The organism is Clostridium sp. AM25-23AC (genome assembly GCF_003435125.1).
In the GTDB taxonomy this organism is placed as follows: Bacteria; Bacillota; Clostridia; order Lachnospirales; family Lachnospiraceae; genus Pilosibacter; species Pilosibacter fragilis.
The window spans coordinates 1,086-24,254 of record NZ_QWGI01000027.1; the positions used below are offsets into that span (position 1 = coordinate 1,086).

A 23,169-nucleotide genomic window follows, 5' to 3' on the forward strand; every position below is an offset into this window, starting at 1 on the left:
TTATTTTATCTAGCACAACAGGTTAATTTATGATCAAGTAATGCACGTAAACGGGAAGTGCGAACTTCACTTCGTTTCGTTTGCACAGCGTAACGGGAACCGCGAACTCCGCTGCGCTACGTTTGCGTAGCGTGACGGGAAGTGCGAACTTCACTTCGTTTCGTTTGCACAGCGTAACGGGAACCGCGAACTCCGCTACGCTACGTTTGCGTAGCGTAAAATTGCATGTTGTGCAATTTTACTTATTTCTGTACAAGGTGTACTGCGAAGCCGCCGATCTCGTCTGCGAGATAGATTGCTGTCATCTTGTCGCCTTTGAACTTAGCGGACTCTTCGTTGAACTTGTAGCCCATCATCTCAAGGTAGTTTTTAGCTCTTACTACAGAGTTTGTAGCAACGGCGATATGACCCTTGGAGCCAAGTCCCTTGGACTTCATAGCCTCAACAGCGGTTCCTGCAAATACGGAGCTGTTGCCGACCTTCTTTGTGAATCCGAACAGACCGTCGAATGCGTCAGCAGTTTTTTCAGCTTCTGTCTCACTGTCGCAGTTAATTCCGATATGAGCGAGCTCAAAACCGAGCATTGTCTGAACAGCTTCCTTTGTGAGGTCGCGGATCTTATCGAACTCACCGGCAGCTACGAGGTCTTTCTTAACCATCCAGCTTCCGCCGCAAGCAAGGATCTTGTCAAATGCAAGGTAGGAGTTGATGTTCTTAGCGTTGATTCCGCCTGTCGGCATGAACTTCATCTGTGTGTACGGAGCTGCCATAGCTTTGATCATGTTGATTCCGCCAGCCTGCTCAGCCGGGAAGAATTTAACAACATCAAGGCCAAGGGAGATCGCCATCTCAACATCGCTCGGATTGGAAGTACCCGGAGTTACCGGAATTCCCTTATCTACACAGTATTTAACAACGGTCGGGTTTAAGCCCGGGCTTACGATGAATTTTGCGCCTGCGTTTACTGCACGGTCAACCTGCTCAGTTGTAAGAACAGTACCTGCGCCAACTAACATCTCCGGGAATTCTTTTGCCATAATACGGATGGACTCTTCTGCTGCAGCTGTACGGAATGTAACCTCAGCGCACGGAAGACCGCCCTCGCAAAGTGCCCTTGCAAGCGGTGCTGCATCCTTTGCATCGTCAAGTACAACAACCGGAACAATACCAATTTTCTGGATTTTCTCTAAAACTTCGTTCATGATTCCTGTCTCCTTTTTTGCTTTATAAATTTAGGAAATTCAGTTTTAGTCAATAATCAAGTCATATTGAGTCTTAATACCGAGTTTCATAATACGGAACTAAGTTTCGCATTGCGGTATCATCTAAATTAGATTATACTCATGAGATTCGAATTGTCAATAGCGAAAAAGCCTAATTTTACTGGATTTTCTGAGTAAAACTGCCGAAAAACAAATTGCTTCATTTTATTATGGAAGTGTGGTAAACTATAAAAAGTAAAAAACAAGGGAACCATAAGAACAGAAAAATATTTCCTGTGAAAGACCGGGAACGGCTGCCGGAGATGAGCGGCAGTTAGAAAGGGAAAAAACAATTATATGGATATACAGTTTCAGAAGCTGGGCGCCGAGAATTTTGCGGAACTCAGTAAGTATTATGGAAGGCGCCACGACAATACCTGTGACAGTGTGATGCTTGATAATTTCCTCTGGGCGGATTACTATCATGTCCACTTTTGCGAGAGAGATGACAAGGCAGTTCTCTGGATCATGAAGATTTTAGGAAAGATGTATGCCTCTCTTCCTGTGTGCGCCATCGAAGATATGCCCCACTACTTTAAAGAGATCGAACAGTATTTCAACGATAATCTTCATCTGCCGCTTGAGATCTATCTGGCGGATCAGGAGGCGGTGGACTGTTTAAATCTCCCGGCGGACCGCTACTCCGTAACGGAGCTTCCGGATGCAAAGGACTACCTTTACAGCGCGGAGGCGTTGAAGACATTGGCCGGAAAGGCGCTCCACAAGAAGAAAAACAACCTGAACGCGTTCAAAAAAGCATATGAAGGAAGATATGAGTACCGGACGCTCTGCTGTTCGGACGGCTGCGAGATCTGGAAGTTTCTGGATCAATGGAGAGAGGGAAAAGGCCAGGAGGTCGAGGGACACTTGGATTATGAAGTGGAAGGAATCCACGAGATCTTAAGGAACTGCTCGATGCTGTCAGTCCGCATGGGAGGGATCTATGTGGATGACCGGTTGGAGGCGTTCTCCATCGGAAGCTATAATAGTAAGGAAAAGATGGCGATCATCCACATCGAAAAGGCGAACCCGGAGATGCGCGGACTTTACCAGATGATCAACCAGCAGTTCCTGATCCATGAATTCCCCGAGGCGGAGATCGTAAACCGTGAGGATGATATGGGACTCCCGGGACTCCGTCAGGCGAAGATGTCCTATGCGCCGATGGATTTCGCGAGAAAGTATCGGATTAAACAGTTAGATTTTGAGGCACAGAGCGCGGAGTAAAGTATGATACGGTATTTGGAGACAGAAGAAAAGGGAAGATGCCTGGAGCTCTGGAGAGAGGCGTTCCCGGAAGATTCCACGGAATTTTGTGATTATTATTTTAAGGAAAAAATGAAGGACAACAAGGTACTTGTCCGGGAGGAGAACGGTGAGATTGTATCCATGCTCCACCGGAACCCGTACAGGATCTATATGCGGGGAAGTGAGGCTGTGTGCGACTATATCGTCGGCGTTTCCACACTGGTTGCTGGGCGCCACAAGGGATACATGAGAAGTCTCATGCTGGCGATGCTGCGGGACATGCAGGAAGAACGGATGCCGTTTACGTTTCTGATGCCCGCAAGAGAGTCCCTGTACCGTCCCTACGATTTCCGGTATATTTATGATCAGCCGCGCTGGGTCCTCAAATATAATCCCCACATCCACAGAGAGCCCTGTAACCTGAAGACGCTGGGTGCAGATCTGGCGGAGTGGCAGACTGCCTGGTTAAAGAGAAAATATGAGGTCTTTGCGATCCGCGATGAGGCATATTTACAGCGGATGGAGAAGGAGCTTGCCAGCGAAAATGGAACCTGCACACTGCTCTATGACGATGACTGGTTTATCGGAATGCAGAGTGAGTGGGGCTTAAAGGAACGGGAGATGCGTTATCTCTACACCGGAGAACATTACCGGAGCGAGGCGGGACGGAAGCCGGCGATCATGGCGCGTATCGTCTGCATGCCGGAGTTCGTAAAGACGATCCGGTTAGCGGAGAACTGTCCGCAGGATGAAGTGACGGTGGAGATCGGGATCAACGATCTCTTCGTACCGCAGAATCAGGGTGCATGGCTGTGGCAGCTGACAAAGGAAGGCTCGAGGATGATCCAGGAATCCCGGTTTATCGCAAAGGGGAAAATGGAGGTCCTGACGATCTCGGAGCTTACCGAGTGGCTGTTTGGATACCGGACACCGGCGCAGGTGGCGAAGATTCCGTATGGGGAGTATATTGAGCCGTTTCGCGGAGTGTTCTTAGATGAAGTTGTGTAAATGATATCAGGGTCAAACGGTGCATGATCCGCTGACAGCAAAGCAGAAAAGCGCATGATATCAGATGTGAGATGACTCCCACCTCTTTAGGTGACGAGCAGCAAGAATGCCGAGACGTTCTTGAATACAGAAAGGAGAGATCTGTCATGACAGAGCGGGAAACATTAAAAAAGTGGCTGGATGAGAGCAGCAATATCGTATTTTTTGGCGGGGCTGGCGTGTCCACGGAGAGCCATATTCCGGATTTCAGGAGTACGGACGGACTGTACAACCAGCAGTATGATTATCCGCCGGAGACGATCTTAAGCCATTCATTCTATATGAGAAAGCCGGAGGAATTTTACCGATTCTACCGGAACAAGATGCTGTTTCCGAACGCGGAGCCGAACAGAGCTCATAAGGCACTTGCAAAGTTAGAGAAAATGGGAAAATTAAAGGCAGTCGTAACACAGAATATCGACGGACTGCATCAGAAAGCGGGCAGCAGGGAGGTTTTGGAACTCCATGGTTCTGTACTGCGGAATTACTGCACACGCTGTGGAAAGTTCTATGGACTGGATGCAATCTTAAATTCTACGGGAGTTCCGAAATGTACCTGCGGCGGAACGATCAAGCCGGATGTAGTCCTCTATGAGGAAGGTCTGGATCAGGAGACCATCGAAAAATCCGTGAAATATATCGCGAATGCGGATGTGCTGATCATCGGCGGAACGTCCCTCACGGTATATCCTGCAGCGGGGCTCATCGATTATTACCGGGGACATAAGCTGGTCCTCATCAATAAATCCGTGACACCGATGGATAACCGCGCGGATCTCGTGATCAGCGGGCCGATCGGGGAGGTTCTCGGGGACGCAGTCGGAGTATAAACAAATATTGTTTAGAATGATCGATGAATGCCGCAGTAAGTTTGAACATCATACATAGGCTGGAATGGGCGCACATATAAAGCGCGCGGCAAAAGCGCAGAAAACAGGAGGCAGAAACTATGTATCAGGCAGCAGAGAATCGTTATGAGACTATGGAGTATAAACGCTGTGGAAGAAGCGGTTTAAAGCTTCCGCGGGTCGCGCTGGGATTATGGCAGAATTTCGGACTGGAAAAGACGATTACAGATCAGGAGGAGATCCTGTGCCATGCATTCGACCGCGGGATCACACACTTTGATCTTGCGAACAACTACGGACATCCGGCAAACGGCCTTGCGGAGAAAAATTTCGGTCAGGCGCTTAAGGATTGTCTTGGTACATACCGGGATGAGCTTGTGATCTCAACAAAAGCCGGATATGATATGTGGCCGGGACCTTACGGAAACTGGGGTTCCAGAAAGTATTTGATGGCGAGCCTCGACCAGAGTTTGAAGCGCTTGGGGCTTGATTATGTCGATATTTTCTACCATCACAGACCGGACCCGGAGACACCGATCGAGGAGACGATGGGAGCACTGAGCGATATCGTCCGCAGCGGAAAAGCGCTTTATGTCGGACTTTCCAATTATAAAGAGGAAGAGACGAGAAAAGCAGTAAAGATCCTAAAGGAAAACGGAACGCCGTGCCTGATCCACCAGCCGCGCTATAATATGCTGGAGCGTTGGGTGGAAGACGGACTTCTCTCCGCGCTTGATGAAAACGGAGTGGGCTGTATCTGCTTTTCCCCGCTCGCTCAGGGCGCACTGACAGATAAATACCTGAAGGGGATTCCGGCAGGTTCCCGCGCATCCCGTGAGGGAACGACGGTGGCACAGCGGTATCTTTCTGATGAACAATTAGAAAAAATCAAACAATTAAACCAACTTGCGGAAGAACGCGGACAGACGCTGGCGCAGATGGCTATCGCCTGGATCTTACGCCGCCCGGAGGTGACAACGGTCCTGGTGGGCGCCAGCAGGGTTTCGCAGCTGGATGACAGTCTTGCGGCGCTTGAGTGCACGGGATTTTCGGAGGATGAGCTGAAAAAGATCGACGAGATCCTGGCATAAAAGAGTTTAGAACAGATCAACACGCAGAAACCGTATGGATCGTGAAAATTTGTAAGAAATAAGAGATCGTTTGAGAAGACAGGTTTCAGGCAACAGGAGACATAGAGAATGGTATATGAAGTAGGCGATATCGTAAAATTAAAGAAACCGCATCCCTGCGGCAGTCAGGAATGGGAAATCCTGCGCGTGGGCGCGGACTTCCGCTTAAAATGTATGGGCTGCGGCCATATGGTCATGGTGACGAGACGGCTGGTGGAGAAGAATACCAGAGGACTCAGAAAGCCGGATGGGACGGAAGTAAAATAAAGGAAACTTGAAAAACAAAAACCAGCCACATGGGATCCATTAGAGCGGGAAGCGTAATGGAAAACATGTGGCTGGTTTTTGAGTTCGGAGGCAACTATAAAAGCGCACAGATCTTCTCAACCGCGTCCTGCGGCCCCTTGGTATTCGGGATATCGTACTTTGCATATTTCTTATATAACCCGCGTCGCGTGAGATAGGTATTCTCGATTTCCTCTTTTGCATGGTTCTTAAATAACGGTCGTTCCGGATGCAACGCAAGATTCCGGTAGCAGCCCTCAAACGGGCGGTCAATATAGAAGATCGTGCCGCTCTTTTCGAGGATCTCTCCGTTCCGGTCAAAGGTCAGCATTCCGCCTCCGGTAGAGACCACGGACGGGCCGAGGCCGCATACCTGACGGGCGATCTCATGTTCATAGTCCCGGAACAAAGACTCCCCGCCTTTTGCGAAGATCTCCGGGATTGTCATCTTGTAATGCTCGATCAGCATCTGATCCGTATCGTAAAACGGGAGACCGAGCTGTTCGGAGAGAAGTTTTCCGATGGTGGTCTTTCCGCTGCTTGTGAAGCCGCATAAAATAATTGGATGTTCTGGTGTCATGTCTGGTTCCTCTCGAAAGGTCTGCTGATTCTGGCGAAAGTATTCTGCGTTTTTGATAATACCGCACCGGGTATCAAATGAGCCGGCAATGTCGGTCTGTAAATGAAAAGCACATATAAAATACCATAAATATAGAAGAAAGGCAATAAGAGTGAGGACAAAGTTTCCGGGAATAGCAGAAGCGGTTTCCTAAAACATGGGCGGGCGAGTCTGCCGACACATATTTTACTCCGACTTCAACAATGGATAATGCCCCAAAAACTGCTGCAGCGCCAGATTCCCGGAGGATCTTTTCCACGCCGCAATGATCTCAACGACCTCCTCTTCGCCGATCAGCGGGATAAACACAAGGTTTTCCGCATTTGTCAGCTTATGCGTCACATAGGAGGGAATAATGGAGATCCCTTCCTCGATGGATACCATCATGAGAATACTCTCCACATCGTTGGAACGGAAGAAGATGTCCGGATGATATCCGGCCTGCTCATACATCTCGTAGAAGCGGAGGTCACTGACGGAATCACCGGTGCTGGACGGGGTCATGAACAGCAGGCGTTCGCCGTGGAGCTCTGACCGCTGAAGGGATTCCCGCCTGGAAAGTGGATGATTGCTGTAAACAGCGACCATCAGAGGACTGCGTTCAATGAGCCGGTATTCAATGGACTCGTTTTTCACGAGCTCCGTGCTGTCCCAGGTAAAAATAATATCATATTCGTCCTTCAATAGCCCCGCGGCGAGAAGATCGGTGTTTCGGCGGTAACAGGAAACAAGAATATTTGGATATTTATTATGGAAGAAACGCAGGGAGTTGGAAAAATTGCTTCGCTCAAAGCCTTTTGTATATCCGATCCGCAGGGTTCCTACCATACCGGTTGAAACCTCCTGAATCCGGTTTACCGCCTGATCAATGCGGCCGAGGATCGACCTTGCATCACTTAGAAATGCGCTTCCGGCCGGAGTCAGGGAGATCGGGCGGCTCGACCGGTCAAAGAGCGGGACGCCGAGGCTGTCTTCTAACGCGCGGATCTGCTGGGTGATGGCAGTCTGGGTAATATAAAACTGGTCTGCGGCTTTCGTGAAGCTGCGGCATTCAGCGGCGGTCACGAAGTAGCGCAGCTGGTTTGTGTTCATAAGCTCCTCCTAAAAAATAGGAATAAATCGCCCCACTCTGTGGGAAGCATCGTTACTCTTCGTAAAACATAAGTTTTTCTTATGATATCATACAAAATGCGCGGTTGCAAATCCTTTTACCGGGCGGTATCATAAGACTACTGATGCTGGATGGCGGTACAAGGGCAGATACGTTCCAAACAGTTACCCAAACGGAACATACTGTACAATACCGAATACAGTGACGCCAGCAGGATAAGAGCTGCGGATAAGACAGACGCGGACCGCAGCCGTAAGAGGGGAGTTATACTTATGAAACGAGAAAATTTTGGCTCACGTTTAGGTTTTTTACTGGTAAGCGCGGGCTGTGCGATCGGAATTGGAAATGTGTGGCGGTTTCCGTATGTAGCGGGACAGAATGGCGGCGGCGTGTTTGTCCTGTTCTATCTGCTGTTCCTGTTGTGTATGGGCGTTCCGGTCCTCACGATGGAGCTTGCGGTGGGACGTGCGGGACGAAAGAGCGCGGTCGGTGCGTATCGGGCGCTGGAAAAGCCGGGCAGTAAATGGCATGTACACGGCTGGTTCTGTATCCTCGGCTGTTATCTGTTAATGATGTATTACACGACCGTATCCGGCTGGATGCTCAGCTATTTCGTGAAGTTCGCGACGGGAACATTTACCGGAATGAATGCGGATCAAGTCGCAGGAGTATTTGGGGATATGCTCAGCAATCCCGGTGAGATGGGATTCTGGATGGCTGTGACCGTTGTTGTCGGATTCTTTATCTGCAGCAGAGGTCTTCAGAATGGCCTTGAGAAGATCACAAAATGGATGATGGCGGCGCTGTTATTGCTGATCCTGGTGCTTGCGGGACATAGCCTGATCCTTCCGGGTGCGAAAGAGGGACTGAGCTTTTACCTTCTCCCGGATTTCAGACGCGCGTCGGATGTCGGACTCGGATCGGTGATCATGGCTGCCATGAACCAGTCCTTCTTTACATTAAGCCTTGGCATTGCGGCAATGGAGATCTTCGGAAGCTACATGTCCGAGGAGCATACGCTTGCAGGTGAGGCGGTACGGATCTGCGGCCTTGATACGCTGGTAGCCCTTTCCGCCGGACTGATTATTTTCCCGGCATGCTTTTCCTTTGGCGTACAGCCGGATGCCGGCCCGCAGCTGATCTTTATCACACTTCCGAACGTGTTTGCCAACATGGCAGGCGGACGGATCTGGGGCATGCTGTTCTTCTTGTTTATGTCGGCGGCAAGCTTCTCAACCGTTATCGCCGTGTTCGAAAATCTGCTTTCCAGCTGCATGGATAACATCGGATGGAGCAGAAGGAAGGCTTCCGTGATCAACTGTATTTTCGTGCTGATCGCCAGCCTGCCCTGTGTTCTGGGCTACAATGTATGGAGTAATCTCCACATCATCGGCACGAGAGATGTTCTGGATTCTGAGGATTTCTTAGTCAGCAACCTGCTTTTACCGCTTGGATCCCTTGTTTATCTGTTATTCTGTGTGAGCAAGTGGGGCTGGGGATATGATAAGTATCTCGCGGAGGCAAACAAAGGAGCGGGACTTAAGATGCCGGGTGCGAACTGGGCGAAGATCTATTTCCGGTATGTTCTTCCGGTGCTGATTTTGGTGATCCTGATCCAGGGGCTGATCGGATAACAGACTCTCCGATATGCACGGGTTTCGTAACTGTGTACCGAACAGTTACCGGATTTCATAAAAAGACAGGAATTCATGAAAAACTTACCGGTTTAATGCGATATGCACATAAAAACTTTAAAGCGTAAAAGTTTTTGTATTGAATATCGAAATGACCTGTGTTATAATAATCATCGCAAATACAAAAAAGAGGAGAGTACCACAATGAAAAAGATGATTGCACTGGGCATGGCCGCTATCATGTGCCTGTCCATGACTGCATGCAGTGTCTCCACATCTTCCAAGACCGAGACGACCGCAGCAGCAACAAAAGCAGCTGAGACAACTGCAGAAGCAGCAAAAGACAGCGAGACAACCACAGAGGCTGCCGGCGATCTTGTTGCGACCGCAGATTATCCGACAAAACCGATCACAATGATCATTCCTTACGGTGCAGGCGGAACAACCGATACCTGGGGCAGAAAGCTTGCAGTCCTGCTTGAGAAATATTTAGGACAGCCGATCACCGTTACAAATCAGGGCGGCGCGTCCGGATCCATCGGAAGCCAGTTCGTAAAAGAGCAGCCGTCTGATGGCTACACACTTCTTGTTTGTGCGGAGACGATGGGAACCTACAGAACCATGAATATCTGCGACCTTGGATACGATGATTTCACCGTTATCTCTCCGTTAGTTGGTGATCCGAAGGTTCTTGTAGTCGGAAAAGACTCCAAGTACAACACACTTCAGGAGCTTCTTGATGCGATCAAGGAAAACCCGGGAAAGATCACAATGTCCCACTCCGGTCCTGGAGGAAGCGGACACAATCAGGGACTTGTATTAAAAGAGCTCGGCTATGAAGTTGCTATGACAAGCTTTGACTCCGGAAACGATGCACTTCTCGGTGTCATCGGCGGACAGGTTGACTTCACGAACCCGAATATCTCTACACTCGGCGGCTATATTGAGAGCGGTGATGTGAAACCGTTAGCAGTATTCTCCGATAAGAGAATGGACGCTTACCCGGATATCCCGGCGTTTACAGAGACAGTTCCGGAAGCTGAAAAGTACTTAAATATCCCGTACACACTCCTTTCCTTCGTTGTAAACAACGATACACCGCAGGAGGTCGTTGATGTATTAAAGGCAGCATCTGAGAAGGTATTCGCAGATCCGGAGTGGACCGAGTTCGTAAAACAGAACGCAGCGGATCCGGTATATGACGAGTACAAAGATGACGCATCGATCCAGGCATTCTATGACAACTGGAAATCCGTAATCTGCTGGTTACAGTATGACAACGGTGTTGCCGAGAAGAGTCCGGAAGAGTTCGGCATCAAGAGAATTGGAGAATAATCAATGAAGAATAAGATTCATTCGCTGATCGTCGAAGGAATTGTATTTTGCGGGAGCGGCCTTGTGCTGCTCTCGTATTCTCTTTTATCCTACGCGAAAGGGTTTAACAAAAGCTGGGCACAGTCCCCGTACCTGTTTCCGCTGATCGTGGCGATCGCCATGATCGGTCTGTCCTTATGGATCGTCGGAGAGGGAGTTACGGCGATGAAAAAGGCTGCCGCAAATTCGGATGACAAGAAGCCGGAAAAGGCAGGAAAAACAGAAAAGAGGCGCTGGGTCGTGATCGCCCTGATCCTCTGTGCGATCTACTATGCGGCTCTCGCCTTCATTAAAATTCCGTATATCACCATCGGAATTTTATCTTTTGCGTATACGTTTTCGACATTTGAGGTTGTGACGGTGGTATTCCTGATCGCCATGATGATTTTCATGGGTGTCAGAAAAATTCCGGTCCTTGTCTTCGTGCCGATCGGAACCACCTTGTTCTTAAGCCTCGCATTCCGCACATTCTTACATGTGCTTCTGCCATAGAAAGGAGAAAGGAAAATGATGCAGATGTTATCCGTGGTCGATCCGCGGTTTATTCTTATGGTTCTCCTTGGTTCTGTGGCTGGTCTGTTCGTAGGAGCGATCCCGGGACTTTCCGTGTCCATGGCGACCGCGCTTCTTGTATCCATTACTTATACCTGGGAACATTCAGACGCCCTGGCGATGATCATGGGTGTCTATGTAGTCGGAGTCTTCTCCGGTGCGGTATCGGCGATCCTGATCAATATCCCCGGCGCGCCTTCATCGGTCGTAACGACACTGGACGGCTACCCGATGTCGAAAAAGGGTCAGTCCTACAAGGCACTCTTTACCGCAACGATCTACTCGTTTATCGGAAGCTTATTTGGCCTTCTGGCTCTGGGACTCTTAGCGGAGCCGGTATCGAGAGTTGCGATCAAATTTACAAAGATGGACTATTTCCTTCTGGCTCTCTTCGGACTTGCGACAGTCGGTTCCGTCAGCACGAAGAACTACGCGAAGGGTCTTATCAGCGTTATGATCGGTCTTGTGATCAGCATGATCGGACTGGATCCGCTGATGGGAACAAAGCGCCTGACCTTCGGGATCCAGAACCTCGCGGGCGGTGTCAGCACAGTCCCGGCGCTTGTCGGCTTCTTCGGCTTTGCAGAAGTGCTCTCTGTTGTATACAACATGAAGCAGGAGCAGAATGTCCTTGCGATGGAAAAGGCGAAGGTCAGCCTGAAAGAGATCTTAAAGAGCTGGAAGCTTTCCTTATATACATCCACGATCGGTCTTTTAGTCGGCGCTCTTCCGGGAGCAGGCGGACCGGTGGCATCCTTTATCGCGTACAATGAGGCGAAGCGCCTCGTAAAGAAGCCGGAGGTTCCCTTCGGTGAGGGTGCGGTGGAAGGAATCGTGGCCAGTGAGTCCTCCAACAACGCATGTATCGGCGGTGCACTGATCCCGATGCTGACGTTAGCGGTTCCGGGCGACGCAGTTACCGCGATCATCCTTTCCGTATTCTATGTCCATGGATTACAGCCGGGTCCGTTATTTATCACCCAGAACAAAGAATCCTTCTACTCGATTGTAGTAGCGGGAATCATCGCGTGCTTTGCGCTTTTACTGTTAGGACTGATTGTTGCCCCGAGGATCTGTAAGGTCATTACGATCCCGAAGAACATCATGATCCCGGTGGTAACGAGCCTCTGTGTGATCGGTTCCTTCGCGTGCAACAACCGTCTGTTTGATGTGGGACTCATGTTCTTCTTCGGACTGATGGGATTCATGATGCGCCGGTTCGATTATCCGGTTGCCCCGCTGATCCTTGCGATGGTACTCGGAAAGATGATGGATTCCAACTTCCGTCAGGCCGTGTCCCTGGCATCGTCCTCCGACAACCCGTTTATGGCGATGTTCGGACATCTGATCACGATCGTTCTTTCGATTTGTACATTATTCGTCCTGCTTGGAAATATTCCGTGGACGAAGCCGTATATCGATAAAGTAAAAGGGATCTTTTCGAGAAAAACGGCGTAATTTCAGATAAAACTTCTGAAAAACAGGCCGGATCACCAAATTTCGACCGGCGCAGGATTTCCCGCCGGTGTGAAAGACGGTAGGAAATGAAAAAAGTATAAAAAGAGCAGGAAATCAGGCAAAAAGTGCTTGCATTTCCTGCTCTTTTTTGCTAAGATTATTATCTGTGACATGTAAAAAATCCTTGCTCCTGATACTGAAAATCGGGGGCCGGAAGACCAGAAGGAGGTTTATGAAACTATGAACAAATACGAGTTAGCAGTTGTTCTTAGCGCAAAACTTGAGGATGACGAAAGAGCAGCCGCACTTGAAAAGGTGAAAGGCTATATCACACGTTTCGGCGGCAATGTCGTTGATGTGGACGAATGGGGCAAGAAGAGACTTGCATATGAGATCCAGAAGAGCAAAGAGGGATTCTACTACTTCATCCACTTCGAGGGCGAGGCAAACTGCCCGAACGAGGTAGAGGCTCATATCCGTATTATGGAGCCGGTTGTCCGTTATCTTTGCGTAAGACAGGACGCTTAATAAAGAAAGAGTGAGAATATGAACAGAGTTATCCTTATGGGTAGATTAACCAGAGACCCGGAAGTACGCTATTCCCAGGGCGAGCGCTCTATGGCGATCGCAAGATATACGCTTGCAGTTGACAGAAGAGGCAGAAGAAACCAGGACGGCGATCAGGGCCAGACGGCCGATTTTATCAACATCGTAGCTTTTGACCGCGCAGGTGAGTTCGCGGAGAAATATTTCCGCCAGGGCATGCGTGTACTGGTTTCCGGAAGAATCCAGACCGGAAGCTATGTAAATAAGGATGGCCAGAAGGTCTATACAACGGATATCATTGTAGATGACCAGGAATTCGCTGACAGTAAGGGTCAGGGCGGCGACAACAGCAGCTTTGGCGGCGGAAACAGCTACGGCGGCGGTAATCGCGGCGGCTACCAGCAGGCAACAAGACCTGCTCCGTCCAGTGCGATCGGCGATGGATTTATGAATATTCCGGATGGAGTCGAGGACGAAGGACTTCCATTCAACTAAATACCAGTCTGAGACAATACAGTGCGTTACTCCTAATTCGCTGTGAGTAGACTGAGTTTGCACGTGACCGGACAAGCGTTGGACGGTTACAGACAACGAAACTAACAGGAGGTAATTTAAAATGGCATTCAATAAAGGTGACAAGTCCGATTCTTCCAGAGTAAGAAGAGGCGGCATGCATAGAAGAAAAAAAGTTTGCGTATTCTGCGGCGATAAGAACGGCGAGATCGATTACAAGGACGTAAACAAGTTAAAGAGATACGTATCCGAGAGAGGAAAAATCCTCCCGAGAAGAATCACAGGCAACTGCGCAAAGCACCAGAGAGCTTTAACAGTAGCTATCAAGAGAGCACGTCATATCGCTCTTATGCCGTACACATGTGAATAATTCCTTAGAATAAGGATTTTCACGGATAAAGTAAGGTTTTATCTAATTAATTTGAAGCATCATTCGAGCCCCTATGTGAGAGATCACACAGGGGCTTTTTTCTATTGGCGTATTTCGTATGGGACATTTCGTTTCCAGCATCGCCAATTTAGCATAAATTGCATAAATAATCGGGAAAGCAACATAGATAAATATAGTTGAATATGTTTTACGTCCGTGTTAGAATGAACATAGAAAACTAAAAAGCATAGCATCTGCAAGGGTACTGGTAATACCCTTGCAGATGTGAAAAGTGTTTAAGGGACACTTCTCACAATGGTTGCGCCACTACTATGCCATTCCATTATAGTCGAAATAATAATAATAGACAAGATGGAAATGGGGTAGGAGTTTATTTGTTGTACAGAAAATGACAGCAGGAGTGTGAAGTGGAATCTTTGCACCCCTGCTTTTTAGTTTCTTCAATTGTTACATTACAATTTGTGTCTAAACGAAAAAAGTGGACCACAGGGAGGAATTGTATGAAGAAACAATATCTGGCATGGGGACTGGCAATAAGCTTGTCCATAGGAACCATATTTGGAAACAGCGGAGTTTCCTGGGCGTTTGAAAATACGAATCAGGACAAAACAGCCAATGTGGAGAAGGAAGAGAGCAGCTTGTGGGATGAGTTGGGATTATTGACGCCCAGCAATGCGACAGAACTTATGACATCAAGCAATGCGGCAACAGAAAATACAACAAATAAACCAACTGAAACAACAGGATTAAAAAAACAGTTTACGACAGAAGATGGAATTATTGTTGAGATAGACTCACAGGATGTCATTCTGCCGGAAAACACACAGATCCAGGTGAAAAAGGTCGATTTAGGATCTGAGATCACAGATTCTGTGCGCTCATCAATGCAGGAAAATCAAAAAGAACTTGAACAGATTTATGCCTATGATATTTCATTCTGGAATGATGGGGAAGAGTTTGAACCGTCTGATGGAGTGAAGGTAACATTTAAACTCCCGGATACCATGACTGGAGAACAAGTCGATGAATCAGAAATTTTCCATGTGAAAGATGGGGAAGATGTTGCTGAATTTGTTCCGAAGACAGTAGAAGGAGATCAGGAGATTAGCTGCCAATCGGTAGGATTTTCGGTTTATGGAATCGCTGTGGTGCAGGCAGAGGAATGGATTTCGATTTATACGGCAGGAGATTTGCAGAATATACAGAATAACTTATCTGCAAACTATAGGTTAATGAATGATATTGATCTGTTAGGGGTGAAATGGACACCATTAGGTAATACCCCAGCAGGGTCGCTCGCCGAGAGTATGACTTTTTATGGTAATTTTGATGGGCAAAATCATACGATATCAAATTTTAAAATCAAACCAAATGAGCCTCGTACTTTTGGCATTGGTTTATTTGGAGTAGTGGGTACTGGAACTATTAAAAATCTAAATATAGACTCTGCTTCGATTGTCGGAACTATAGATTCTGGATCGTCACGGTGTGGTATATTAGCCGGTTCATGTAATGGAAAAATAGAAAACTGTCACATAAAAAATTCAATAATAGATATTGAAACAGCATCATCTGTCAGCATAGGAGGAATAGTCGGAGCTGCAATAAATATACAGGCCAATAATTGCTCCTATCAAGGAGAATTGAATATAAAATCTATAAAAAGTAAAGAATTATTTCATAATGTAGGGGGACTTTTTGGAGATTCACTTTACGGGAATATAACAAAGTGCTTAAATTATGGAAATATTTCTGTTGAATACACGAATGGCGCTTCTCCATATGAGATAGAGGTTGGAGGAATTAGCGGAAATGCTGGATCTAATTCTGAGGAAACAGTAATGGAACAGTGCGCAAATATGGGAAACATAAGTGTTGGAAATAATTATAAATTTGAAAGTTGTATAGGAGGAATTGCCGGATATCATGAAGGTGGAGATATTATTGACTGCTACAATAATGGACAATTGGAAGACCAAGGAACTGCAGGCATAGTAGGTCGTGCAGGTGTTGTAACACCAGTGTACATAACAACTAAAATTGAAAACTCTTATAATTTGGGAAAAGCAGATTATGGAATAGTCAGGTGTACTTCTTATGATAGGCGGGGAAATGTAGACGTAAAAAACTGTTATTATATTAACACAGCAGAAAATGCGTATGCTAAAAGCGAGAGAAATATATATCTTACGAATGTAAAAAGATGCAGTGCCAGTGAAATGAAACAGCGGAATACCTATCAAAATTTTGATTTTGATGACACATGGAAAATGGGACTGGATGACTATCCATATCCAGTTCTACAATTCCAGGATTATATGCCATCTCAACCGGATATTCCCGATACGTCAGACAGCGATGAGCAGTTGGGCTGGGTAAAATTTGAAAATGGTAAAGTTGGATATTATATTTCTGAGAATAATCAGTGCCATCTGCTGAAATCATGTGTACGTGAATTAAATTACACGGATGGAAACGGCGTGATTTTCACTGGTAAATGGAAATTTGACGAAAATGGCTATGCTATAACAGGTATAGATAAAGGACTGTATTATTATGACAAAGAAGACGGAGTGTATCCATATGGAATGTGTGTTCCGGATAAAGAAGTGGATGAAATTCTGAAAGAGGAGTACGATCAGTTCCATATCCGTCCATCGACAGTAATGAGCAGATATTCGTTCATCTCAACATATATGGACGATATGAATTATTTATCGTATATTCTTTCTGCCAAGATCGATGATGGCTGGATGAGATTGACCGGGTATGTATTCCAGACATTGAGAAAACAGCGTGGATATGTGGATATTGATGATATAAACGTTGAGTATTTAATGGAAGAGTCAAATAACAGAAAAATCCTGGCTCAGATGATGGATTTAAAATTCCCGGAACAGGAAAATACGGAAGCAAAGCCAACCCCGGAGGCAGTGGTTAATGCTTGGGATGAAGTAATAGATGAAGTAGAATATGCCGAATTCATAGCAGAAAAAATTGCCGACGCATCGAAAAATGAAAAAAAATATTCGAATTCATTTAAGAAATTGATGAAGGAGGTCAAGAAAAAAGAAGATAGTGGAGAGAATAATAAAAAGAAAATTTTGGAGGGTGTTGGAAAACAGAGTTATGAAACATTTAAAGTAATTATGGAACAGGCGAATGGCTGGTCAGACGCGCTTAAGGATTGTTCAGAAAAAATAAGCTATCTGAATGCTCTGGAAGAGTCAATTAATAAGATCGACTCCAGAAAGGTACAAAACATTCAGAAGCTGAAGAATGCAGTTTCGGAATTAAAGAGTAATTATAAAAAACAGATAAAATTCCAGGTACTTGAGACCAGCTTTGCACTAATAGAACAGGCAAATTTGTGGGATGAAGTTGTGACCGGAGAAAAAAATCCATTAGCAGACTGGACTTTTACAGAAGACCCGAAAGAAAATCCGAAATATAATGTGGCCAAGATTGCAACAGATGTTATAAAAAAATCTGTGGAGGGAGGTCTCCCTTTACTCAAGACATTCAGTCAGGCCATTACTACGATCCAGACAATTGATGGAAGACCGGAGGCTGTTAATACGATTGCCCAGTCGCAAATGCTTTATACGGTGGCGTATGACGTTCTTCGGGAAAAAGAGGACAAGTTTTTAATAGACGGAAATTCAGAGAATTTAGCGGACTATTTAAATGCCTTTGAATTTATGAGATGCATAACGCTTTTGAGATATCAGAATATGAAAGCAGTGTATGCATCTATATACAATAGAGATAATCTGAAACAAGTTAAAGTAGATTTCCTGCAGAAAGAAATTAATAAGCTTCAGAGAATCTCGCCGTTAAACTATTATGAAAACGAGTTCAGTCCTCTGACATTTGCCGGTTCATGGGATGAATCGGGAGAAAAATATTACTATGGAACGAATGGAGATGAGAGATTTTACATAGAAAACAGATGGGCCTACATTGATGGCAAACGGTACTATTTTGATCAGAATGGTCGGGTTTTAGTCGGAGCACAGAAGATCATGGATGAAACCGGAGAAGGGGAATATTACTTCAGCACAGGTGATGGCTCAGAATATAATAAGGATCATCGTGGAGCAATGCAGACTGGACCGATTGAAATCAATGGCAAAGAATATTATTATGATTCAAATTCAGGAGTAAATCGTGGCCGGAAAGTAATAAACAGCCGGATCGAAATTGGACCAAAAGATTACCGGTATTATGGACCTGATGGTGCTTACGACAGAGAAAAAAGTGGATTTTCAGAAGTTACGGATACAGATCCAAACCATAAGTTCTATGATAAAGGCGGAATCCGTTATGCAACCAACTGCCCGGTAGATATTATTATTTACGATGAAAACGACAATATGGTCGGGAAAATTGTAAATGATCAGGTGCAAAATGTGACGGATGATGAAATCGACGTATATGTTGATTCTGCGGGACAGAAGATCGTTGGCGTTCCGCAGAATGGCAAATATAAACTGGAGATTATTGCCCGTGCTGCAGGAGCTATGGATTATTCTGTTGCCGAGTTTGCATCAGATGGTTCTGGTTTGATTGGAAAGACGGACTATCGCGCTGTGACACTTAACCAGGCGGATCATTTCTATGGAATTACAGAATCAATGTTCTATGATGGTGAAGAGCATAATTCATATCGTCTGCTGAAAGAGAATACAGAGATTGAGTTGGCCGAATATCAGGATACATTGACAAGTTATCTGATCAATGCTTCGGCAGAAGGACATGGAACTGTTGAAGGAAGCAAAGCTGCAATTCGTGGCGACTTTGCGAAATTAACAGCGAAGCCAGATAGTGGATATTGTTTTGCCGGCTGGTATGATAAAGATGGCAATTGTGTATCAAAAGAACTTGAGTTCCGATTCAGAGTATTGGAAGAGCAGAACTTTACTGCCAAATTTACGGTAAGAGGGGCATCAGATAGTGGATCGGATAGTTCAGACGACAGTGATGATACCTCCTATATACCGAAACGAGGAGTAACAGGAAAGTGGATAAAGAATGAAAAAGGCTGGTGGTATCAGAGAATAGATGGTACATGGCCACATGATGAATGGTGCGAACTGGAATATTTGGGACGAAAAGAGTGGTACTATTTTGACAAGAATGGCTATGTGGTTTCTGGCTGGTTGAAATGGAATGGATGCTATTTCTATCTGAATCCGATTTCTGATGGCTGGTTTGGCAGAATGGAAACAGGATGGAAGAAAATTGATGGAAAATGGTATTATTTAGAACCAGTTTCTGGCCAGAATAAGGGACATTTGTTCGTGAATACAGTCACTCCAGATGGATACAAAGTAGATTCGAATGGAGCCTGGATGAAATAAAAAATAGGAACGGCACTGCTCCATCGGTATTTACATCTGAGAAAGAGGCAGTGCCGTTTTTCAAACTTAATTTAGGGCGCTATGTCAATAGATAGGGGAGAATTCGTCAGAATCCCGTGTGAAAAGCAGCGTGGGTGTTCTTACGGGCATATAATGTATAAGAACACTTAATAATTCCATTTACGTCTACTATCTTTTCCAGCGATCCTCGATGAATTGCAATATTTGTTTTCGGCATAAATGTCAAACAAACATTTTACATCCCTGCCGATATGGAAAATGGTTTCGGAATCAATGTCAAATAATATGTAAATACAGTCAGTTGTTCATCGCTGAGATTTAAAATTTCCTGAAGTCTCACCATTAAGGCATCCATTAGTATGTCAGGTGATTTGTTAAAAAAGAAATTTTTCCCCGAAAACTGGGAAATATAAGAAGCTGCAATAAGGAGCTGCATGAAAATTACATTTAAGGATATTTATGTCTGAAAATTGACTTTTTTGCTGACACCCTTTATACTACGTAGAGGAAAAGTCAAAAAAAGAAACAGCAATGTGGAAGGGCAGTACACTATTCGAGAGGTCATTGAAAGGTCCAGAACATAATTCTGGACCCTTTTTTTAGCCTTCTGAGGAAATTCTATGGAGAAACAGTACACTGCTATGCTGTTCCCACATTGGTTTGCGGTTTGTGAAAAGGTATCGAAAAGGAGAAGGAAGGGGGAGCTGAAAATTTCAACCGCTCGTTATGGCTTGTTCTGAATAAGAAAATAAAGCCCACCGATATTCGGTGGCGGAATGGAGCATTTCAAATGATTCATGATGGATTTATCTATCTGGCCACTTTAATGCTGTTAGCAGCAATTCTGGTCAATCTTCCCGTGTACCTGCGGGGAAAAGGCGCACAGACCTTTTTTAAATTTGCACCGCCGATCGTTCTGATCTATTTAGGCATGATGCTTTTATGTACTATGAAAGTATGGGATCTGCAGGATACGTCAGCCATTTACGTATCGATCAAAAATCCGTTACTCTACGCAATGCTGTTTTTAATGCTGCTGCGTTGTGATCTGAAAAAGATCATTAAATTAGGACCGAAAATGCTGATCGGTTTCTTCTCAGCGAGTATTTCAATCGGTGTTGGTTTTGTAGTAAGCTATGGAATTTTTCATAAATTACTGGGTCCGGAAAGCTGGAAAGCACTTGCAGCACTGTGCGGAAGCTGGTTAGGCGGCGGCAGTAATATGCTGGCGATTCAGGCAATTCTGGATGTAAGTGAAGAAAGTCTGGCATATTCTCTGGTAATGGATTCGGTTTGTGCAGTAATCTATGTTATGTTCCTTCTGTGGGTGATCAACTTCTCTAAGGAATTCAACTCCTGGACAAAGGCAGATGTACGTCTGATCGATGAAGTAGGAGCATCTCTGGAAAAAGAGGCAAGGGAGGACAAGAGACCTCTTACCTGGAAAAACATGCTTCTTTTAATCGGCGTATCCTTCTTTATATCCTCTCTGTCCAAGGATGCCGGTGTTATGGTTGCGTCTGTTCTGCCTGTTTTTGATAAGGCAACCTGGACAGTTCTTCTTGTAACAGCTGTAGGTCTGATCGTAGCAATGACTCCTTTTGGAAAGATTAAGGGAACGGAAGAAGTTTCCAATATCATGCTTTACATTGTCATCGCAATGATCGCTTCCAGAGCAGATATTTCTGCTATGGGAAATGCACCGGTATGGCTGGCTGCCGGATTCCTGATCCTGCTGATCCATATAGCGGTTATGGTAATCCTTGCAAAGCTGATCCGACTGGATATCTTTACCTGTGCGGTTGCTTCTCTGGCGAATGTCGGAGGAACTGCGACAGCGCCGGTACTTGCAGGTGCATACAGCAGCGCACTGGTTCCGATCGGTATCCTGATGGCTCTTCTCGGCAATATTATTGGAACACCGGGCGGCGCATTTGTAGGATACTTAATGAGCCTGATCGGGTAGAGAACAACAATTGAAACGGGTAGTACAAGAGCTCCGCACGGGAAACTGTGCGGAGTTTGTTTTTGTCAGGACAGGGCTCTGTTCTGCGGGAGGTTAGAATAAATTATAGTGTTACTGATTTTTTCCTTCCCTATCCGTAATGGAAAAGAAATGATAAGATGTATTCAAGAATGCCGAAGCATTCTTGCTGCGATATGCGCATCATGCAAAGCATGACATACTTCTTTTGCGCATCATAAGCAATCCTGCCGAAGGCTATGGCTATTTTTATAGAAACTATTCTTCATTATTTTATATAAAAGTGTGATTGTATGGCATTAAAATTAAATAATTATGTGATTGTGCTTGTGATTTTCATGAATTTCACATATAATAAAAGTGTGATTATAAAGCATAAAACTCCAATAAAAATGTGAGGAGTGATTCTATGGAACGATTTATCTTAAAAAAACTGCTGGATTGGAAGAATTCTCCCTACCGCAAGCCCTTAATTATGAAGGGCGTACGTCAGGTGGGTAAGACTTGGATTCTGAAAGAGTTCGGAAGACGCTGTTATGAAAATACAGCCTACTTTAACTTCGATGAAAATGAAGAATATAAGCAATTTTTTGAGACAACAAAGGATGTGGAGCGGATTCTACAAAACCTTATGATGGCAAGCGGTCAAAAGATAGTACCGGAAAAGACCCTCATCATCTTTGACGAAGTACAAGACTGCCCGAAAGTCATTAACTCCATGAAATATTTTTGTGAGAATGCACCGCAGTACCATGTTGCCTGCGCCGGTTCTCTGTTGGGGATTGCTCTGGCGAAACCTTCCTCTTTTCCGGTAGGTAAGGTCAACTTTATGCAGATTGACCCGATGACCTTTAATGAATTCCTGCTTGCCAACGGTGATGAAAATCTGGCACAGTATCTGGAACAGGTGGACACCCTTGAACCTATTCCTGACGCCTTCTTTAATCCATTATATGAGAAGCTGAAGATGTACTATGTTACCGGTGGTATGCCGGAGCCGGTATTGATGTGGACGGAGGCACGGGATGTTTCTGCCATGCAGGAAGCCTTGTCCGGAATCATCGGAGCCTATGAGCGTGATTTTGCCAAACATCCTGATCTCAGCGAGTTCCCGAAAATCTCAATGATCTGGAAATCCATTCCTTCTCAACTGGCAAGAGAGAACAAGAAGTTCATCTATAAAGTGGTCAAGGAAGGTGCACGAGCCCGTGAGTACGAGGATGCCTTGCAATGGCTGGTGGATGCCCGTCTGGTGCATAAAATTTATCGCAGCTCAGCTCCCGGCCTGCCGATTGCAGCTTACGATGACCTGCCTGCTTTCAAGATTTATCTGGTGGATGTGGGATTGCTCCGCCGTCTGGCGCAGTTAGCCCCCACTGCCTTTGGCGAAGGGAACCGCCTTTTTACTGAATTCAAAGGCGCATTAGCCGAAAACTTTGTGTTGCAGACTTTAATTACTCAGCTTGAAGTCATGCCCCGTTATTGGAGCCAGAACAACCCGCCTTACGAAGTGGATTTCCTCATTCAGCGGGAGAACGACATCTTCCCCGTGGAGGTCAAATCCGAAGCCAACACAACCAGCAAGAGTATGAAGAAGTTCAAGGAGCTGTTCCCTGATAAGGTCAAGCTCCGCATCCGTTTCTCATTGGACAATCTGAAACTGGATGATGATGTGTTGAATATTCCACTATTCATGGCAGATCAAGCGGATAGGCTGATCGGATTGGCATTGGAGCAGCTACAGAAATAGAATTTATCATAAAATCGGCAGAATACCCCCATT

The 23,169-nt window shown here is 45.8% G+C and carries 18 protein-coding genes; 15 read left to right on the forward strand and 3 right to left on the reverse strand.

Annotated elements, in window-relative coordinates; genetic code table 11:
- Positions 1–242: 242 nt before the first annotated feature.
- Positions 243–1,202 carry a bifunctional 4-hydroxy-2-oxoglutarate aldolase/2-dehydro-3-deoxy-phosphogluconate aldolase gene (locus tag DW677_RS14200; protein WP_117567653.1) on the reverse strand — a complete coding sequence of 320 codons (960 nt, stop codon included), beginning with the start codon at positions 1,200–1,202 and terminating at the stop codon, positions 243–245.
- A gap of 357 nt (positions 1,203–1,559) precedes the next feature.
- Here DW677_RS14200 and DW677_RS14205 point away from each other — a divergent pair, with 357 nt between their 5' ends.
- From DW677_RS14205 to DW677_RS14225, 5 genes are all read left to right on the forward strand, one after another.
- Entirely contained in the window at positions 1,560–2,489 is a 930-nt protein-coding gene (locus DW677_RS14205) for a phosphatidylglycerol lysyltransferase domain-containing protein (RefSeq protein WP_015552962.1), read from the forward strand.
- Between the two features lie 3 nt (positions 2,490–2,492).
- Positions 2,493–3,518 (forward strand): GNAT family N-acetyltransferase, encoded by a 1,026-nt coding sequence (locus DW677_RS14210; RefSeq protein ID WP_117567654.1) that lies wholly within the window; start codon positions 2,493–2,495, stop codon positions 3,516–3,518.
- 146 nt (positions 3,519–3,664) lie between these two features.
- Positions 3,665–4,387: an NAD-dependent protein deacylase gene (locus tag DW677_RS14215; RefSeq protein WP_015552964.1), complete on the forward strand. Its 723-nt coding sequence runs from the start codon at positions 3,665–3,667 to the stop codon at positions 4,385–4,387.
- 119 nt (positions 4,388–4,506) lie between these two features.
- Positions 4,507–5,496: an L-glyceraldehyde 3-phosphate reductase gene (gene mgrA, locus DW677_RS14220; protein WP_015552965.1), complete on the forward strand. Its 990-nt coding sequence runs from the start codon at positions 4,507–4,509 to the stop codon at positions 5,494–5,496.
- Positions 5,497–5,604: 108 nt separating this feature from the next.
- Positions 5,605–5,802 (forward strand): DUF951 domain-containing protein, encoded by a 198-nt coding sequence (locus tag DW677_RS14225; protein ID WP_015552966.1) that lies wholly within the window; start codon positions 5,605–5,607, stop codon positions 5,800–5,802.
- A gap of 94 nt (positions 5,803–5,896) precedes the next feature.
- On the opposite strand, the gene DW677_RS14230 is transcribed toward DW677_RS14225, so the two are convergent.
- A complete protein-coding gene (locus tag DW677_RS14230) occupies positions 5,897–6,400 on the reverse strand; it encodes a shikimate kinase (RefSeq protein WP_117567655.1) in 504 nt (167 codons plus the stop codon).
- A gap of 225 nt (positions 6,401–6,625) precedes the next feature.
- The gene (locus tag DW677_RS14235) at positions 6,626–7,531 is read right to left on the reverse strand and encodes a LysR family transcriptional regulator (RefSeq protein ID WP_015552968.1); all 906 of its coding nucleotides are present in this window, start codon (positions 7,529–7,531) and stop codon (positions 6,626–6,628) included.
- A gap of 291 nt (positions 7,532–7,822) precedes the next feature.
- Here DW677_RS14235 and DW677_RS14240 point away from each other — a divergent pair, with 291 nt between their 5' ends.
- The 10 genes from DW677_RS14240 to DW677_RS14285 all read left to right on the forward strand — a co-directional run bounded on the left by DW677_RS14240 (position 7,823) and on the right by DW677_RS14285 (position 23,136).
- Positions 7,823–9,184, forward strand: a complete 1,362-nt coding sequence (locus DW677_RS14240) for a sodium-dependent transporter (protein WP_117567656.1) — start codon at positions 7,823–7,825, stop codon at positions 9,182–9,184.
- A 204-nt stretch (positions 9,185–9,388) separates the two neighbouring features.
- The gene (locus DW677_RS14245; RefSeq protein ID WP_117567657.1) at positions 9,389–10,519 is read left to right on the forward strand and encodes a tripartite tricarboxylate transporter substrate binding protein; all 1,131 of its coding nucleotides are present in this window, start codon (positions 9,389–9,391) and stop codon (positions 10,517–10,519) included.
- A 3-nt stretch (positions 10,520–10,522) separates the two neighbouring features.
- A complete protein-coding gene (locus DW677_RS14250; protein ID WP_117567658.1) occupies positions 10,523–11,050 on the forward strand; it encodes a tripartite tricarboxylate transporter TctB family protein in 528 nt (175 codons plus the stop codon).
- Positions 11,051–11,065: 15 nt separating this feature from the next.
- Positions 11,066–12,568, forward strand: coding sequence for a tripartite tricarboxylate transporter permease (locus DW677_RS14255; RefSeq protein WP_117567659.1), 1,503 nt, complete (start codon positions 11,066–11,068; stop codon positions 12,566–12,568).
- A gap of 240 nt (positions 12,569–12,808) precedes the next feature.
- Positions 12,809–13,096, forward strand: a complete 288-nt coding sequence (gene rpsF / locus DW677_RS14260) for a 30S ribosomal protein S6 (protein ID WP_117551872.1) — start codon at positions 12,809–12,811, stop codon at positions 13,094–13,096.
- Positions 13,097–13,114: 18 nt separating this feature from the next.
- Entirely contained in the window at positions 13,115–13,609 is a 495-nt protein-coding gene (locus DW677_RS14265; protein ID WP_117567660.1) for a single-stranded DNA-binding protein, read from the forward strand.
- A 121-nt stretch (positions 13,610–13,730) separates the two neighbouring features.
- Positions 13,731–13,997: a 30S ribosomal protein S18 gene (gene rpsR, locus DW677_RS14270; RefSeq protein WP_015552975.1), complete on the forward strand. Its 267-nt coding sequence runs from the start codon at positions 13,731–13,733 to the stop codon at positions 13,995–13,997.
- Between the two features lie 521 nt (positions 13,998–14,518).
- The gene (locus DW677_RS14275) at positions 14,519–19,381 is read left to right on the forward strand and encodes a hypothetical protein (protein WP_117567661.1); all 4,863 of its coding nucleotides are present in this window, start codon (positions 14,519–14,521) and stop codon (positions 19,379–19,381) included.
- A gap of 811 nt (positions 19,382–20,192) precedes the next feature.
- Positions 20,193–21,368: a DUF819 family protein gene (locus tag DW677_RS14280; protein WP_015552977.1), complete on the forward strand. Its 1,176-nt coding sequence runs from the start codon at positions 20,193–20,195 to the stop codon at positions 21,366–21,368.
- A gap of 427 nt (positions 21,369–21,795) precedes the next feature.
- On the forward strand, positions 21,796–23,136 hold the full coding sequence (locus DW677_RS14285) for an ATP-binding protein (RefSeq protein WP_117567662.1): 1,341 nt from the start codon (positions 21,796–21,798) through the stop codon (positions 23,134–23,136).
- The last annotated feature ends 33 nt before the right edge of the window (positions 23,137–23,169 follow it).